The following is a 16,486-nucleotide window of genomic DNA, read 5'->3' on the forward strand; positions in this document are numbered from 1 at the left end:
ACCGAAGAGCAGTTAACGATTTTCCAGGCTAGCCGCACGCGCGTAGGGCAGCGCGCCTTCGTTAGTGCCCATCGCGGCCTGCTGCGCATGCTGACGCAGATAGGCGGGTAGACGCTGCTCATGCCAACCCGGCTGGCCTTCGCCCACTGCACTGGCAGCCGGAGCGGCCTGTTCTTCAGAGGTATTAAAGCCTGCCAGCATGGCCGGGCCACTGACTTGCGGAATATTCAGCACAGGCTGAGACGCCTGTTGAGCCAACTGTGCACCGGTGATGTCGTCCTGATTATAGAAACGCACACCTGCCAGAACAGCGACCGTGACCGACGCCGCAACCGCCAGACGCCCAACAGTGCGCCAAGGGCCACGCGGCACCTGGCTTACCGCAGGCACTGGCTCATCCGCCAGAGCTGCCGAGACAGCAGCCGCAATATCCAGGCGCGGCTCGAGCAGTTCTTTGTGCATCACGGCGCGAGCAATCTGGTAACGCGACCAGGTGGCACGCAGTTCAGGGTCATCGCTGGCTGCCAGCACGCGCCTCAGCTCCAGTTCGTCCGCTTGGTTATCCATTACCGCGGACAGCGATTCCTGCAGGGTTTCACGACTCATGGCGGTTCCTCTCTTGGCTGACGCCGCTGTCTTTAGGCTTACTGCAACAAAGGTTGCAGGGATTTATCAATGGCCTCACGCGCCCGGAAAATTCGCGAACGCACGGTACCAACCGGACACTGCATGACGCTGGCAATGTCTTCGTAACTCAGACCATCAAATTCACGCAAGGTTAGCGCTGTGCGTAAATCTTCTGGCAATTGCTCGATGCTGCGATGCACCGTGGCCTCGATCTCATCGCGCAACAGTGCACGTTCCGGCGACTCGATGTCCTTGAGGGCATGATCACCATCATAGAACTCGGCATCCTCTGCACTCACATCACTGTCTGGCGGCCGCCGACCACGGGAAACCAGGTGGTTCTTCGCCGTGTTGATGGCGATACGGTACAGCCAGGTATAGAACGCACTGTCACCGCGAAAGTTACCCAACGCTCGGTATGCTTTAACGAAGGCTTCCTGCGCCACATCCTGTGCCTCATGGGTGTCATGCACAAAACGCACGATCAACCCGAGAATCTTGTGCTGATACTTCAGCACCAACAGATCGAACGCCCGCTTATCGCCACGCTGCACGCGCTCGACCAGCTGCTGATCTTCTTCCTGGGTTAGCATGAAAACTCCTCATTAGGTTCGAAGGAGTACAACGCCAACCCTTGAATCGGCCTGCCAAAGTAGACTTGGGCATTGCGCAAAAGTTCTCTCCTTCAAACAAGCTTCCTGCAGAACACTGTAAATCCTGCACGGAACAGCGCAGCAAAGGGACTCCACTGCTGCGTCGGTAGTCTGGATCACCCGCGTTCAGGCAACAAAACCGCGAGCCCGTTTTAAAACGCCCGATAGGCGAATTTCCACCAAAACAACCGCCTATGGAACCCAGAACACTTAAAAAGTTCCTGAGTAACGTACTTGGTCATAAGCCGGCTATTGTGCCGCTCACCCCCTCGATATACTAGAGACCGCTTTTCGCGGAATTCGGACATGAGCCAACATTATCAACACGACGTTCTGGTTATCGGTAGCGGCGCAGCCGGCCTGACATTGGCCCTGACGCTGCCAGAGCACCTGCGCATTGCCGTATTGAGCAAGGGCAACCTGTCCAATGGCTCCACCTACTGGGCCCAAGGTGGCGTGGCTGCAGTACTGGACGACACCGACACTGTCGAATCGCATGTTGCCGACACACTCAATGCCGGTGGCGGCCTGTGCCGCGAGGACGCGGTACGCTTCACCGTGGAACACAGCCGTGAAGCTATTCAGTGGTTGATCGACCAGGGCGTGCCCTTTACCCGCGATGACCAGACTGCCCGCGAGGATGGCGGCTTCGAGTTCCATCTGACCCGCGAAGGCGGCCACAGCCACCGGCGCATCATCCATGCGGCCGACGCCACCGGCGCGGCGATCTTCAATACCCTGCTGGAACAGACCAAACAGCGCAGCAATATCGAATTGCTGGAGCAGCGCGTCGCCGTCGACCTGATCACCGAACGCAAGCTTGGCCTGGACGGCCAGCGCTGCCTGGGCGCCTATGTGCTCAACCGTGCCAGCGGCGAGGTCGACACCTACAGTGCGCGCTTCGTGATTCTGGCCACCGGCGGCGCCGCCAAGGTTTACCTCTACACCAGCAACCCTGACGGCGCCTGCGGCGATGGCATCGCCATGGCCTGGCGCGCTGGTTGCCGGGTCGGCAACCTGGAGTTCAACCAGTTCCACCCCACCTGCCTTTACCACCCACAGGCGAAGAGCTTCCTGATCACCGAGGCACTGCGCGGTGAAGGCGCACTGCTCAAACTGCCCAATGGCGAACGCTTTATGCCGCGCTTCGATGAGCGCGCCGAACTGGCCCCACGCGACATCGTTGCCCGTGCCATCGACCATGAGATGAAACGCCTGGGGATCGACTGCGTATTTCTGGATATCAGCCACAAACCGGCTGACTTTGTGAAAACGCACTTCCCCACCGTGTACGAGCGCTGCCTGGACTTCGGCATCGACATCACCAAAGAACCGATCCCAGTAGTGCCTGCTGCGCACTACACCTGCGGTGGTGTACTGGTCGGCGAGAACGGCCAAACCGACGTCCCCGGCCTGTATGCCATCGGCGAGACCAGCTTCACCGGCCTGCACGGGGCCAATCGCATGGCCAGCAACTCGCTGCTTGAATGTTTCGTCTATGCCCGCTCGGCAGCGGCTGACATCGTCGCCCAGCTGGATCAGGTGAAAGCCCCGGCAGCGCTGCCCGACTGGGACGCCAGCCAGGTGACCGACTCAGACGAGGACGTGATCATTGCGCACAACTGGGACGAGCTGCGCCGCTTTATGTGGGACTACGTTGGCATCGTGCGCACCAACAAGCGCCTGCAACGGGCCGAGCACCGCGTGCGCCTGCTGCTAGATGAAATCGACGAGTTTTACAGCAACTACAAGGTCAGCCGTGACCTGATCGAGCTGCGCAACCTGGCCCAGGTTGCCGAATTGATGATTCGCTCAGCCATGCAGCGCCACGAAAGCCGAGGCCTGCATTACACCCTGGACTATCCACAGCAGTTGGCTGAAGCCCAAGACACTATCCTGCTGCCGCCCACCTATGGCGACTGAATTTCAGGCGCACTCGCAGGCGCCGATGCTGATCGCGACTCAGACTGTCGCGGGCAATGCACAGTGAACGCACGCGGCGCTGCCCAGCCAGACGAAAGCGCAACAACACAATAAGGGGTAACGCCAGGCTATCGGGATGCAACTCGATGGCCTGCCAGCCCCGCGCAGCGCTGTACACCTGCCAGCCATCACTGTTGCAACGTAACGACCGGTAAGCCGAGGGTCGATTAAGCAGCACATGCCGCGGCAATACCCACACCACATGAGCCAAACAGAACAGCGCACCCAACAGGTGCGCCCACAGAGGCATGACCACCAAAACCAGACTGAGCAGCGCCAGCCCCTGGATCAGGGCATACGCGATCAGCAGCTGGCGCGACGGCAGCCACTGACACTCAAACCCGTCATTTGGGCTGGACACGATCCAGGATCATCCGAACCATACGTTTGAGGTCAGCATCTTCCGGCTCGCCGCGCTGCATAAACCAGCCGAACATGTCCTGATCCTCGCACTCGAGGAGCTTGCGATAGCGCTCGCGATCCGCCTCATCAAGATGCGGATAAACTTCACGAACAAAAGGCACCAGCAGTACATCCAGCTCCAGCATGCCGCGGCGGCTGTGCCAGAAAAGACGATTGAGTTCTACTTCATCAACCACGGATCAGCTCCTTGGAAAATGGCATTACGCCATTTTTAGCGTCGTTCAGCGACGGCCAGAGGCATGGCCGGCAAAGATGGCAGGCCATAAAAATTGTCTGGAACAATTTTTAACGTCGCGCAGCGACGGCCTGCAAGGTGGCCGCCACGGATGGCAGGCCATAAACAAGGCGCGCAGTATACGGGGAAAAGCCCTGCTGTTGACCGCGCTCGTCAGCCGGACGGTTATTCCTGCAACGAGTCAAGCGCAAGCGCTGACAAGGCGCGAGGCGCACTCTATGATGAGCCCCCTAACTTTTATCCAGCGATACCCAATCCACCATGGCCGATACCGCGTTCTATTGCATCCTCAGCCACGAAGGCATTCTCGCCGTGCGCGGCCCGGATGCCAGCAAGTTTCTTCAGGGCCAAGTCACCTGCAACCTCAACTACCTCAGCGACAGCCACTCCAGCCTAGGCGCACGCTGCACACCCAAAGGCCGCATGCAGTCGAGCTTTCGCATTGTCAGCGTCGCCGACGGCTACCTGCTGGCGATGGCCAGCGAGCTGCTCGAAGCGCAACTGGCTGACCTGAAGAAGTATGCCGTTTTCAGCAAGTCCAAACTCGGCGACGAAAGCCCAGACTGGCTGCGTATCGGCCTGAGTGGCGGCGATGACATCCTGCACAGCCTCGGCCTGCCGCTGGCCGCAGAGGCCGACAGCGTGGTGCACCACAACGAGTTACTGGCCCTGCGCCTGAGCGATGGCCGCGCCGAACTCTGGGTTCCCGCCAGCCAGGCCGCAGCCGTGCAGACGCAACTGGATAATCAACTGCCGCAAGCGCCGCTCAATGACTGGTTACTGGCGCAAGTGCGTGCGGGTGTCGGCCAGGTCATGGGCAGCACCCGCGAGCTGTTCATTCCACAGATGATCAACCTGCAAGCCCTGGGCGGCGTCAGCTTCAAGAAGGGCTGCTACACCGGCCAGGAAATCGTCGCGCGCATGCAGTACCTGGGCAAGCTCAAACGCCGCCTGTACCGCCTATCACTCGCAGACCCGCAAATCCCCGAACCGGGCACCCCGCTGTTCTCCCCGGTGCACAACTCCAGCGTCGGTGAAGTGGTGCTGGCCGCGCGCAGTGCAGAGGCGGTCGAGCTGCTTGCAGTGCTGCAGGACGATGCCGCGCAGGATGGCCGCATCCACCTCGGTTCTGCCGAGGGCAGCACACTGAGCGTGCTCGATTTGCCGTATACACTGGATTCAGATCGCGAAATACAGCGCTGATGACCGCGCGCTGCTGACTACACTCATTAAGCCGAACGTCCACAGAGAATTGCCCATGAGCAAGCTTGCCGAAAAAGTGCAAAAGGAACTGATCCAGGCCATCGACAGCGATGAACTGGTCCTGCCGACCCTGCCAGAGGTCGCCCTGAAAGTCCGCGAAGCGGCAGAAGATCCGGACATCGGCATTCCGCAACTGAGCAAGGTCATCGGCAACGACGCAGCCCTCACCGCGCGCATCATCAAGGTGGTGAATAGCCCGCTGCTGCGCACCAACAAGGAAATCACCGACCTGCAGATGGCCGTCGGCCGCCTCGGCATCAATTACACCTGCAACCTGGCCACGGGCCTGGCCATGGAGCAGATGTTCCAGGCTACCAGCGATGTCGTTGACCGTAAAATGCGCGAAGTGTGGAACAAAAGCACAGAAATTGCCGGCATCTGCCACGTTCTATGCAAACACTACACTCGCCTGCTGCCAGACCAGGCCACCCTGGCCGGCCTGGTTCATCAGATCGGTGTACTGCCCATCCTCACCTACGCCGAAGAACACAGCGAACTGCTGGCCGACTCAATCAGCCTCAACCACGTGATCGAGCAGATCCACCCGATCATCGGCGACAAGATTCTGCGTACCTGGGAGTTCCCGGAACTGATAGCAGCAGTGCCCAGCCAATACCTGGACTTCACCCGCGACAGCGCCAAAGTCGATTACGTCGATATCGTTCAGGTCGCCACCCTGCAGAGCTACCTGGGCAGCGAGCATCCCTACACCCAGCTGGACTGGAGTCAGATCCCAGCCTTCCGCAAGCTGGGCCTGGACCCGAACCAGAACCTGAATGATGACGAAGACCTCTCTGCCGCAATGGAAGCAGCAATGAGCATGCTTCAGTAACTCCGTCATACGCATGCAGCCGAATGCAACTAGACTGAATCCAGTCTCCAGCATCGGCCATGACTCATGCGCACTCTGCTGTTATCTGCCCTGTTCAGCCTGCTCAGCTGTGGCCTTGCCACAGCTGACTCAGTGCGCCTGACCAACGGCGAATGGCCGCCCTACCTGGGTGAACAACTGCCGCACAAAGGCGTCGCCTCACGTATCGTCGCTGAAGCTTTTGCCCTGCAAGGGATTGAGGTGGCCTGGGAATTCCACCCCTGGGCGCGCTCACTGCAACTGGCCGAGCGCGGCAAGCGTGCCGGTAGTGCAGTCTGGCTGCACAGCAGTGAACGGGAAGAAAAGTTCTTTATCAGCGACCCAGTGGTAGAAAGCGGTTACTACCTGTTCCACCGCAAGGGCTACAACTTTGACTGGCAACAGGTCAGCGACCTGCAAGGCCGGCGCCTGGCCGGTACCCGTGGCTATGATTACGGCGCCAACTTTCAGCAGGCCGAGGCCGCTGGTCAGCTACAGGTCAACCGGGTCACCAACGATGAAACCGCTTTTCGCCAGTTACTCGCCGGCCGGGTAGACCTGTTCCCGATGGATAAAGTGGTTGGCTTCGACATGCTGCACCAGCATTTCAGCGCGAGCGAACGCGCCCAACTGAGTTTTCATCCCAAGCCGCTGCGCAGCGACAGCCTGCACCTGCTGCTCTCGCGTGAAGTGCCTGGCAATGCCGAGCTGATCGCCCGCTTCAATCAGGGCTTGGCGCAACTGCGCGACAGCGGCAAGGTCGCTCAATACCTGCTGGAGGTCCAGCAACCGCTGAGCCTCGCCCCTTGAGCTAAACCTCTACGCTGGCGAACTCGACCCGCACCAGCAAGCCATGCGGCTGCGCCTGATACAGGCTGATTTCGGCCTGATGCGCCCGACAGATCTCGCCGACAATCGCCAGGCCCAACCCAGCCCCCGCGCCCTTGCTGCTACGCCGGTAAAAACGCGCAAACACCCGCTGATACTCTTGTGGCGGAATGCCGGGACCATCATCCTCGACCTCCAACACCCCATGCGGCAGCACGCGCAGGATTACATTGCCACCTGCAGCAGTGTGGGCCAGGGCATTATCCAGCAGGTTGCACAGCAGCTCGTTGAGCAGCGTCGGCTCGCCACTGACCCACACTGCCAGCTCAGCCTCCAATGCCAGGGCGATACCACGGGAATGGGCCAGCGGCGCCAGGGCCATGCCCAGTTCGCGCGCCAGTTGGCTGAGGTCCAGACGCTGTGCGCCGCCTTCGGCAATCGCTCGCGCACCGCTTTCGATACGTGCCAGCGAAAGCAGCTGATTGGCCAGATGGGTCAGTTTGTCGGTGTTCAGCGCGGCCTCTTCCAGGGTGCTGCGCCAGATCGAAGGTTCCTGCGCACGCAAGCCCAACTCGACCCGCGCCTTGAGCGCTGCCAAAGGCGTACGCAGCTCGTGGGAGGCATCGGCAATAAATTGCGACTGGCGCTCGAACAGGTTGCGCAGCCGATCATTGAACTGGTTCAGCGCATCGATCAGCGGGCGCAGCTCACGCGGCATGCCGAGATCCGACAGTGGCTGCAGGTCATCACTGGTCCGCGCCGCCACGCTGCGGCGCAAGGCTTCCAACGGACGCAGCGCAGCGCTCACCGCCAGCCACACCAAGAGCAAGGCACTGAGCGACAGCACGCCCATACGCAGCAAGGTGCCGAGCAGCAGCTCGCGGGCCATGCGCTCACGCGCGCCCTGGGTTTCCGCCACGCGGATTTCCGCCACCCCATTGACCCCTGGTTCACTGACCGGCTGCAGCAAACTGACCACGCGCACGCCCTGATTGCGGTATTGGGCATCATAGAAATGTGCCAACGCCGGATAGTCCTCAGTGCGTTTGGTGCCCGTCGGTGGTGGCGGCAGGTCTTCATAGCCCGACACCAGCGCGCCCTGCACATCCAGCACCTGGTAGTAGATGCGCCCAGCACTGTCATAGGCGAAGGTGTCCAGCGCCACATAAGGCACGTTGGCATTCAGCCGTTCGGCGGTGGCGTACAGGCCATCGGCAATCGCCCGCGCCGAGGCCAGCAAGGTGCGGTCGTAGGCGGTATCGGCGGCATGCCGAGCGCTCCAGTAAGCACTCAGGCTGCTGACCAGCAAAATCAACGCCAGCAGTACCGCCAAGCGGCGGATCAGCCGTCCGCGCAGGCTGCCCGGCTTACCGGTCAAGGGCTGCCAATGGTCAGTCACCCACAGCCTCCAATAAGTAGCCCAGACCACGGAAGGTGACGATGCGCACCCCGCCGCCTTCGAGTTTTTTGCGCAGGCGATGTACATAAATTTCGATGGCGTCGCTGCTGGCCTCCTCATCCAGGCCAAACACCTGAGCAGCCAGCTGCTCCTTGCTCATCACCCGTCCGGGCCGGGCAATCATCGCTTCCAGTACCGCCTGTTCGCGGGAGGTCAACGTCAGCAGCGCATCGGCCAGGGTAAAGCGCCGGGTATCCAGGTCATACAGCAGGTTGCCGCAGCGTTGCTGGCGCTCGCCTCCGAGCACGGTGCGACGCAGCAGCGCCTTGACCCGCGCCTCCAGCTCACTCACTTCAAAGGGTTTGGCCAGGTAATCGTCGGCACCAAGGTTAAGGCCATGCACGCGATCCTTGACCTCACCACGGGCGGTGAGCATCAGCACCGGCAGGGTCTTGCCACGCTCACGCAAACGCGCCAGTACCTGAAAACCGTCAAGCCGTGGCAGGCCGATATCGAGAATCGCCAAGGCGTAATCCTCGCTGCTCAGGGCCAGATCGGCCGCCACGCCGTCATGCAGCATGTCTACGTTAAGCCCGATGCCACGCAGGGCTTGGGCCACGCTTTCAGCCAGGGGCAGATGGTCCTCGACCAGTAGGACTCGCACGGTAATGGCACTCCACGAACTTGTTGTTATGTGCCCAGTGTAACGGCGCAGAAGCCGCTGCGAATGCCCCTGCGACTTTCTTTAAAACTGAAAGCCTGGTGAAAGCTTGACCCCCTAGCATCGGTTTCAGGTGGCTCGATCCACCGGCCAGAACGGCTGACGCAGTGGTGCGCAGCCGTGACAAAAACAACAATGGAGACCACAGGATGCCGACTGCATCTCATCAGGTGCTTGCGCCTGCTCACCTGCTTAGCCTGGCAATCGCTACTGCCTTGCTCGCCCCTGCTGCACACGCCGACTTTGTGGCCGACAGCAAAGCCAGCCTGACCACCAGCAATATCTACCTCAATCGCGATTTCCGCGAAGGCACCGGCACCCAGCAGAACAAGCGTGAAGAGTGGGGCCAGGGTTTCTGGCTCGACGTTCAGTCCGGCTACACCGAAGGCACCGTCGGCTTCGGCCTTGATGCCCTGGGCCTGGTTGGGGTCAAACTGGATTCCGGCGGCGGCCGCACCGGCACAGACCTGCTCCCCGTACAAGACGATGGCGGCACCCCGGACCAATTCGGTCGCCTGGGCTTGACCGCCAAGATCAAGGTCTCCAATACCGAACTGCGCTATGGCTCGCACGTGCCAGAGCTGCCTGTGGTCAAGGCCAGCGACAGCCGCCTGCTGCCGCAGGTATTTGAAGGCGGCCTGCTGACCTCCAGCGAACTCGATGGTCTGACCTTTACCGGCGGACGCCTGGACAAGGTGATCGACCGCGCTTCGACCAACTCCGAGGAGCTGATCCTCAACAGCAAAAACCGCCGCTTCGCTGCCGGCATCACGGCGGACCATCTGGACCTGATGGGCCTCGATTATCAGTTCGCCAAGGGCCTGACCGGGCGTTATTACTTCGCCGATCTCGACGATATCTACCGCCAGCACTTCTTCGGCCTGCTCGCCAGCCAACCGCTGGGCAGCGGCACCCTCAGCGCCGATGTACGCCTGATGCTGAGCAAGGACAGCGGCGCCTCCAATGCCGGCAAGATCGACAACCGCGCCTTTAACGCCATGCTCACCTACGCCATCAACGGCCACAAACTGGGCCTGGGCTTTCAGGACATGAGCGGCGACACCGGTTACGCCTACATCGATGGCAGCGACCCCTTCCTGGTCAACTTCGTGCAGATCAACGACTTCGCCAACGCCGACGAGCGTTCCTGGCAGGCCCGTTATGACTATGACTTCGGCAAGCTCGGCGTTCCCGGCCTGAGCTTTATGACCCGCTACATCAAAGGCAGCGATGCGCAAATCGCTGGTACGGATGACACCGGTGGCGAGTGGGAACGCGACATCGAGGTCAAGTACGTGGTGCAAAGCGGGCCCCTGAAAGATGTCTACGTGCGCCTGCGCAACGCCAGCTTCAAATCCGACTTCGCCCGCGATGCGGACGAGAACCGCGTCATCGTCGGCTACACGCTGCCGATCTGGTAATCCACAATAAGAGCTCAGAGGAATACCCCATGAAAACTGCCTTCACCCGCATCGCCCTGGCCACCGCCTGCATGGCCTTCGCCGGCCAACTGCTGGCTGCCGAACCCAAGCGCCCGGAATGCATCGCCCCGGCCAAGCCCGGCGGCGGCTTCGACCTGACCTGCAAACTGGCGCAGAGCGGCCTAAAAGACGCAGGCCTGCTGAAAGCACCGATGCGCGTCACCTACATGCCTGGCGGCGTTGGTGCCGTGGCTTACAACGCGGTGATCGCTCAGCGCGCCGCTGACCCAGGCACTATCACCGCGTTCTCCAGCGGCTCGCTACTCAACCTGGCACAAGGCAAGTTCGGCCGCTACGACGAGACCGGCGTGCGCTGGCTGGCCGCAGTGGGCACCGACTACGGTGCGATCACCGTGCGTGCCGACTCGCCTTACCAGAATCTGGATGATCTGGTCCAAGCGCTGAAGAAAGACCCGACCAGCATCGTCTTCGGTGCCGGCGCCACCATCGGCGGCCAGGATTGGATGCAAACCGCGCTGATCGCCCGCCTGGCCGGCATCGACCCGAAAAACCTGCGCTATGTGGCCTTTGAAGGCGGCGGCGAAACGCTCACGGCCATGCTTGGCGGCCATGTACAGGTCACATCCAGCGGCCTTGGCGAAGTCACCCCGCAACTGGCGGCGAAGAAAGTGCGCATCCTCGCCGTACTCTCTGAAGACCGTCTGCCGGGCAAACTGGCCGATCTCCCTACGGCCAAGGAGCAGGGCTACGACATCGTCTGGCCGGTGATCCGCGGCTTCTATATGGGCCCAGAGGTGACCGACGAGCAGTACAACTGGTGGAAACAGCAGTTCGACACCCTGCTCCCCCGTGAAGACTTCGCCACCCTGCGTGAACAGCGTGACCTGCTGCCGTTGTCAGTCACTGGCGACGAGCTGAAAGCCTTGGTCTTCAAGCAAGTTGAGGAATACAAGGCGCTGGCTGGCGAGTTCGGCCTGATGCAGTAACACGCAAGCCGCCCTCTCCCCACTGGGGAGAGGGCCGGGGTGAGGGGTGGCGGTTATAAACCACGCTGCTCAAGCCCCTCTCCCGAACCCTCTCCTTCAAGGGGAGAGGGGGATTAGACGCCCAAGTTCTGAGGTAATCCTCTATGTACGTTCGCCTGTTCGCCGCGAGCTGGCTGCTGTTTTGCGCCGTTCTCGCCGTCATCGCCTGGGGCTTCCAGGCACCCTTTGCCTACGACCCGGTCGGGCCGCGCGCCTACCCTCTGTTGCTGCTCGGCCTGATGGCTGCCGGCAGCCTGTGGCTGGTATTCAAACCCGGCCTGCTGGAGCAGACACTGAATACCCGCGCCGCCCTGCGTGCAGTGCTGTGCGTGCTGGCCCTGCTCGGTTATGCCGCGCTGTTCGAAATCCTCGGCTTTGTCATCAGCACCGCCTTGGCAGCCTTTGCCCTGGGCCTGCTGTTCACCGGACGCCTGCTGCCCTGCGCCATCAGCGGTGTGCTGATGGCCGTGCTGCTGTACGTGCTGTTCGACTACCTGCTGGATGTGCCGCTGCCCCTCGGCCTGTTCGAAGCCTTTGTGGAGAGCTGAAATGGAAACCCTGAATTTTTTGATGCAAGGCTTTGATGTAGCCACCCGCCCCACCAACCTGCTGGTGGCGCTGTTCGGTGCCTTTGTCGGCACCATCGTCGGTCTGCTGCCGGGGCTGGGACCGATCAACGGTGTGGCCCTGCTGCTGCCGTTGGCGTTTGCCCTCGGCCTGCCACCGGAAACCGCGCTTATCCTGCTGGCAGCGGTGTACCTGGGCTGTGAGTACGGCGGCCGTATCTCGGCGATTCTGCTCAACGTACCGGGGGATGCCGCTGCGGTGATGACCACCCTCGACGGCTACCCGCTGGCACGCCAGGGCAAAGCCGGTATCGCGTTATCACTGTCGGCCGTCAGCTCGTTTATCGGCAGCATGATCGCCACCTGTGGCGTGGTGCTGTTCGCGCCGATCCTGGCCAACTGGGCGGTGGCCTTTGGCCCGGCCGAATACTTTGTGCTGATGATTTTCGCCATCGCCTGCCTGGGCGGCATGGTCGGCGACAAGCCGGTAAAAACCCTGATGGCGGCCCTGATCGGTCTGGCCCTGGCTACAGTCGGGGTGGATTCAACCACCGGGGTGTACCGCTTCACCTTCGACAGCGTCAGCCTGTCGGACGGCATCCAGTTTGTCATCGTGGTGATCGGTTTCTTCAGCGTCAGTGAAGTGCTGCTGATGCTGGAAAAAACCCACAACGGCCAGAAAGCCGTGAAGGCTAGCGGCCGCCTGCTATTCAACCTCAAAGAGTTCTGTTTCAGCTTCTGGACCATGGTGCGCAGTTCGGTGGCAGGCTTTGTTATCGGCGTTCTGCCGGGTGCCGGCGCCACCATTGCCAGCGCCATGACCTACATGACGGAAAAGCGCATGGCCGGCCCGAACGGCAAGTTCGGCGACGGCGACCTGCGTGGTCTGGCGGCGCCGGAAGCAGCCAACAACGCCTCGGCCTGCGGCTCGCTGATTCCCATGCTGACCCTCGGCGTACCCGGCTCTGGCACCACGGCGGTGATGATTGGCGCCCTGACTCTGTACAACATCACCCCCGGCCCGCTGCTGTTCGAACAGCAACCGGACGTGGTCTGGGGCCTGATCGCCTCGCTGTTTATCGGCAACGTGATCCTGCTGGTGATGAACATCCCGATGGTTGGTCTGTTCTCGCGCATGCTCAGCGTACCGAACTGGGTACTGGTTCCGGCCATCACCGTGGTCAGCATGGTCGGTGTCTACGCCGTACACAGCACCACCTTTGACCTGGTGTTGATGGTCGGCCTGGGAGTATTCGGCTATATCCTGCGCAAGCTGGATTTCCCGCTGTCAGCCCTGATCCTCGGCTTCGTCCTCGGTGAACTGATGGAAGACAACCTGCGCCGCGCCCTGTCGATCTCTGCCGGTGAGCTGAGCATCCTCTGGAGCAGCCCGATCAGCCTGTGCCTGTGGGCACTCACCGCGCTGATGCTGGCCCTGCCGGGCATCCGCTGGTGGCGTGCACGCCGCTCAGCGCAGCTGGCCAATGCCTAAGTTGCCTGTGCTCAGTGGCTGGCACCGCTGGTGGGCAACCCCGCTGGTGGGGCTGGCCGGCGGTGCGCTGGCCAGTCTGATCGGCTGGCCACTGCCCTGGATCATCGGCTCGTTGCTCGCGGTGATTGCGGCACGCTGCAGCGGCTGGCTGATCAGCGAAGTACCGGGCGGTCGCAAGACCGGCCAGTGGCTGGTGGCCAGCGCCATCGGCCTGCACTTCACCACGGATGTGATGAGCCAGCTGCTCAACCACTTCGGCGTGATTCTGCTCGGTGCCCTGCTCACCCTGCTGCTCAGCCTGATTGGCATTGTCCTGCTGCGCCGCGCCGGCCTTGATCGCGCCACCGCGTTCTTTGCCAGCATGCCAGGCGGGGCCAGCGAGATGGTCAACCTGGCCCAACGCCACAACGCCGAAGCCGCCAAAGTGGCGGCTGCCCATAGCCTGCGACTGCTGTTGGTGGTGCTGCTGATTCCAGCGATCTTCACCTGGAGCCTGCCGCCCATTGCGCCCCCCGTACCGGCAGCGGTGAGCTGGCCCTGGCTGGCGGTGCTGCTGCCCGGCGGCGCACTGCTGGCTTGGCTGTGGGGACGGTTAGGCCAACCCAATCCGTGGATGCTCGGCCCACTGACCGTCTGCGCCGTAGCCAGCGTGGTATTTGACCTGCACCTGGGGCTGCCCAATGGCCTGGGCCAGGTTGGCCAATGGCTGATCGGCTGCGCCCTCGGTTGTCACTTTGACCGTCACTTCTTTCGCAGCGCACCGGGTTTTCTCGCCCGCATCTTGCTGTTCAGTGTGCTCGCCATGCTTGCCGCCGCCTTGCTAGGGCAAGGCCTGGGCTGGCTGGCCGGAGAAAACCAGAATGCGCTGATGCTCGGCATGATGCCTGGCGGCATCACCGAACTGTGCCTGACGGCCGAAGCCCTGCAGCTGTCGGTAGCACTGGTTACCGCCCTGCAGGTGCTACGGCTGTTTCTGGTGATGTTTCTCGCCGAGCCGTTATTCAGGCTTTGGCAACGCGGCGCATAACGCTGCTGACGACCACCTTGGGCCCGCCTTGTGCGGGCTCTTTTTTGCCTGCAGCACCGCAGTTTTTCTTTAACAGATATGTCCGCCACCCCGCAGATGACCGCGCCTGGCGTACCCTCGGGCCTTCAGCATTGAGGCACCCCGATATGAGCGTACTGCGCCGTCCTGCCGTGAAATCCCTGCTGCTATTGCTCTGCCTGAGCCTGCTGGTAACTGCCTGCAGCCGACTGGGGCTGGCCTACCGTAATCTTGACTGGCTGGTGCCCTGGCGGCTGAACGACTACCTGAGCCTCGACCGGCAGCAACAGGCCTGGCTCAAACCACGCCTGCAGACGCACCTGCAATGGCACTGCAGCAACGAGTTGCCGCGCTATATCGACTGGCTGCAGACCACCGAAATCATCCTCGCCGCGCCAACGCCTGATAGCGAACAACTGCTGGAGCAGTTCATCGAGTTCGATGCCGCGCTCAAACGTATCAGCATCGAGATCACCCCCACTGCCATCGAATTGCTAAAGGGGCTGAGCGAACGTCAGGTCAACGAGTTCTACGCGGCACTCGACGAAGACAACCTGGAAGACCGTCAGGACTTCCTCGACCCGCCCCTGGCCACCCAGATCAGCGAACGGCAGAACCGCATGCAGGAGCGTCTACACGCCTGGTTGGGCCGCCTGAACTCTGCCCAGATAGAGCATGTGCAAGCCTGGGCCAATACGCTCGGCGAGCAGAACCGCCTGTGGCTGGAGAATCGTCAACACTGGCAAGTCGAACTGCGCAGTGCACTCGCCGAACGCAGCAAAGCCGACTTTGCCGAACGCCTGACACGCCTGCTGCAAGAACGCGAAAGTTTCTACAGCGACGCGTACCGCGTGCGGTATGCCGCGTCACGTCGGGCGCTGGCCAACCTGTTCAGCCAGCTGTTAAGCAGCAGTGACGCGGCCCAGCGCGAACGCCTTGGCCACCGCCTGCGCGACCTGCGTCGGGACCTGGCTGAACAACAGTGCAGCGCCTAAACAGACTCGGGCAAACGCCAGTCAATCGGGCTCAGCCCATGCTGCTCGAGGAACTTGTTACAACGGCTGAAATGCCCATTACCGATAAAGCCACGGTGCGCCGACAGCGGCGAAGGGTGCACCGACTTCAGCACCAGATGCTTGCTGGTATCGATCAGCTTTTCCTTGCTCTGCGCATGGCTGCCCCAGAGCAGAAACACCAGACGCTCCTGCTGCTGACTGACCACCTCGATCACCTTGTCGGTAAACGTCTGCCAGCCGACCTTGGCATGGGAGCCGGCGATGCCGTGCTCCACGGTCAATGAAGTGTTGAGCAACAGCACGCCCTGCTCGGCCCAGTGTTGCAGGTAGCCATGGCTGGGAATGTCGATATTCAGATCGCGCTTGAGCTCTTTATAGATATTCACCAGCGACGGCGGGGTTTTCACCCCAGGCTGCACGGAGAAACACAGACCGTGAGCCTGACCCGGCCCGTGATAAGGGTCCTGACCGATCACCACCACCTTGGTCTGCGCCAACGGCGTGGAATTGAGCGCATTGAAAATCAGCGCACCTGGCGGATAAATCTGCTTGCCCGCCGCCTTCTCCGCCCGCAGAAAGTCCCCCAGCTCACGCATATAGGCTTTCTCGAACTCTTCATGCAGCGCAGCTTTCCAGCCAGCTTCGAGTTTGACGTTATCGGCGGCGCTCATGCGTGAATCCTGCTTAATACCAACGGAAGCGGCACGCTAAGGAAGGTGCAGGGGCAAGTCAAGGCTGGCAGCGCGTGGCCGCGTAGGTTGTGGTTGAGCGCAGCGAAACCCAACAACGGGGTTTTACGGACTTGTGAAGAGAATAGGAGGCAGGCCACTATTAATGCTCCCGAAAATTGGTGACTGTTCTCTATTATTTTTCTTGATAATTGTATGTCTAAGCAGAAAATTATCTCTGCCAGCTAAT

At 61.3% G+C, this 16,486-nt stretch carries 17 protein-coding genes; 10 read left to right on the forward strand and 7 right to left on the reverse strand.

What is annotated here, in order from left to right:
* Positions 1-12 precede the first annotated feature (12 nt).
* Together IOD17_RS16960 and rpoE are read right to left on the reverse strand one after the other, a co-directional pair.
* Entirely contained in the window at positions 13-606 is a 594-nt protein-coding gene (locus tag IOD17_RS16960) for a sigma-E factor negative regulatory protein (protein ID WP_233686202.1), read from the reverse strand.
* A 38-nt stretch (positions 607-644) separates the two neighbouring features.
* On the reverse strand, positions 645-1,220 hold the full coding sequence (gene rpoE / locus IOD17_RS16965; RefSeq protein ID WP_233686203.1) for an RNA polymerase sigma factor RpoE: 576 nt from the start codon (positions 1,218-1,220) through the stop codon (positions 645-647).
* Between the two features lie 366 nt (positions 1,221-1,586).
* On the opposite strand from rpoE, the gene nadB reads away from it, so the two are divergent.
* A complete protein-coding gene (nadB, locus tag IOD17_RS16970) occupies positions 1,587-3,203 on the forward strand; it encodes an L-aspartate oxidase (protein WP_233686204.1) in 1,617 nt (538 codons plus the stop codon).
* Here the strand turns inward: nadB and IOD17_RS16975 are convergent.
* Together IOD17_RS16975 and IOD17_RS16980 are read right to left on the reverse strand one after the other, a co-directional pair.
* Positions 3,172-3,624 (reverse strand): protein YgfX, encoded by a 453-nt coding sequence (locus tag IOD17_RS16975; protein ID WP_233686205.1) that lies wholly within the window; start codon positions 3,622-3,624, stop codon positions 3,172-3,174. The genes nadB and IOD17_RS16975 overlap by 32 nt on opposite strands.
* Positions 3,608-3,862: a succinate dehydrogenase assembly factor 2 gene (locus IOD17_RS16980; protein ID WP_233686206.1), complete on the reverse strand. Its 255-nt coding sequence runs from the start codon at positions 3,860-3,862 to the stop codon at positions 3,608-3,610. The genes IOD17_RS16975 and IOD17_RS16980 overlap by 17 nt, the downstream gene beginning before the upstream one ends.
* Positions 3,863-4,182: 320 nt before the next feature.
* Here IOD17_RS16980 and IOD17_RS16985 point away from each other — a divergent pair, with 320 nt between their 5' ends.
* From IOD17_RS16985 to IOD17_RS16995, 3 genes are all read left to right on the forward strand, one after another.
* Positions 4,183-5,124, forward strand: a complete 942-nt coding sequence (locus tag IOD17_RS16985; protein ID WP_233686207.1) for a YgfZ/GcvT domain-containing protein — start codon at positions 4,183-4,185, stop codon at positions 5,122-5,124.
* Between the two features lie 55 nt (positions 5,125-5,179).
* Complete coding sequence (locus tag IOD17_RS16990) at positions 5,180-6,016, forward strand: HDOD domain-containing protein (protein ID WP_233686208.1); 837 nt, start codon at positions 5,180-5,182, stop codon at positions 6,014-6,016.
* A 66-nt stretch (positions 6,017-6,082) separates the two neighbouring features.
* Complete coding sequence (locus IOD17_RS16995; RefSeq protein WP_233686209.1) at positions 6,083-6,844, forward strand: substrate-binding periplasmic protein; 762 nt, start codon at positions 6,083-6,085, stop codon at positions 6,842-6,844.
* Between the two features lies 1 nt (position 6,845).
* On the opposite strand, the gene IOD17_RS17000 is transcribed toward IOD17_RS16995, so the two are convergent.
* Together IOD17_RS17000 and IOD17_RS17005 are read right to left on the reverse strand one after the other, a co-directional pair.
* Complete coding sequence (locus tag IOD17_RS17000; RefSeq protein WP_233686210.1) at positions 6,846-8,261, reverse strand: sensor histidine kinase; 1,416 nt, start codon at positions 8,259-8,261, stop codon at positions 6,846-6,848.
* Entirely contained in the window at positions 8,254-8,925 is a 672-nt protein-coding gene (locus IOD17_RS17005) for a response regulator (protein WP_233686211.1), read from the reverse strand. The genes IOD17_RS17000 and IOD17_RS17005 overlap by 8 nt, the downstream gene beginning before the upstream one ends.
* A 206-nt stretch (positions 8,926-9,131) precedes the next feature.
* On the opposite strand from IOD17_RS17005, the gene IOD17_RS17010 reads away from it, so the two are divergent.
* The 6 genes from IOD17_RS17010 (at position 9,132) to IOD17_RS17035 (ending at position 15,547) form a co-directional block, all read left to right on the forward strand.
* Positions 9,132-10,403: an OprD family porin gene (locus tag IOD17_RS17010; RefSeq protein ID WP_233686212.1), complete on the forward strand. Its 1,272-nt coding sequence runs from the start codon at positions 9,132-9,134 to the stop codon at positions 10,401-10,403.
* A gap of 29 nt (positions 10,404-10,432) precedes the next feature.
* On the forward strand, positions 10,433-11,410 hold the full coding sequence (locus IOD17_RS17015) for a Bug family tripartite tricarboxylate transporter substrate binding protein (protein WP_233686213.1): 978 nt from the start codon (positions 10,433-10,435) through the stop codon (positions 11,408-11,410).
* Between the two features lie 143 nt (positions 11,411-11,553).
* A complete protein-coding gene (locus tag IOD17_RS17020; protein WP_233686214.1) occupies positions 11,554-11,997 on the forward strand; it encodes a tripartite tricarboxylate transporter TctB family protein in 444 nt (147 codons plus the stop codon).
* Between the two features lies 1 nt (position 11,998).
* Positions 11,999-13,507: a tripartite tricarboxylate transporter permease gene (locus tag IOD17_RS17025; RefSeq protein ID WP_233686215.1), complete on the forward strand. Its 1,509-nt coding sequence runs from the start codon at positions 11,999-12,001 to the stop codon at positions 13,505-13,507.
* Positions 13,500-14,534, forward strand: coding sequence for an AbrB family transcriptional regulator (locus IOD17_RS17030; protein WP_233686216.1), 1,035 nt, complete (start codon positions 13,500-13,502; stop codon positions 14,532-14,534). Before IOD17_RS17025 ends, IOD17_RS17030 begins: the two co-directional genes overlap by 8 nt.
* A 146-nt stretch (positions 14,535-14,680) precedes the next feature.
* The gene (locus tag IOD17_RS17035) at positions 14,681-15,547 is read left to right on the forward strand and encodes a DUF6279 family lipoprotein (RefSeq protein WP_233686217.1); all 867 of its coding nucleotides are present in this window, start codon (positions 14,681-14,683) and stop codon (positions 15,545-15,547) included.
* Here IOD17_RS17035 and ung read toward each other — a convergent pair.
* On the reverse strand, positions 15,544-16,239 hold the full coding sequence (gene ung, locus IOD17_RS17040) for a uracil-DNA glycosylase (RefSeq protein ID WP_233686218.1): 696 nt from the start codon (positions 16,237-16,239) through the stop codon (positions 15,544-15,546). The two genes, IOD17_RS17035 and ung, sit on opposite strands and share 4 nt — an antisense overlap.
* Positions 16,240-16,486: the final 247 nt, after the last annotated feature.

The organism is Pseudomonas anguilliseptica (assembly GCF_021375795.1).
Taxonomy (GTDB): domain Bacteria; phylum Pseudomonadota; class Gammaproteobacteria; order Pseudomonadales; family Pseudomonadaceae; genus Aquipseudomonas; species Aquipseudomonas anguilliseptica_A.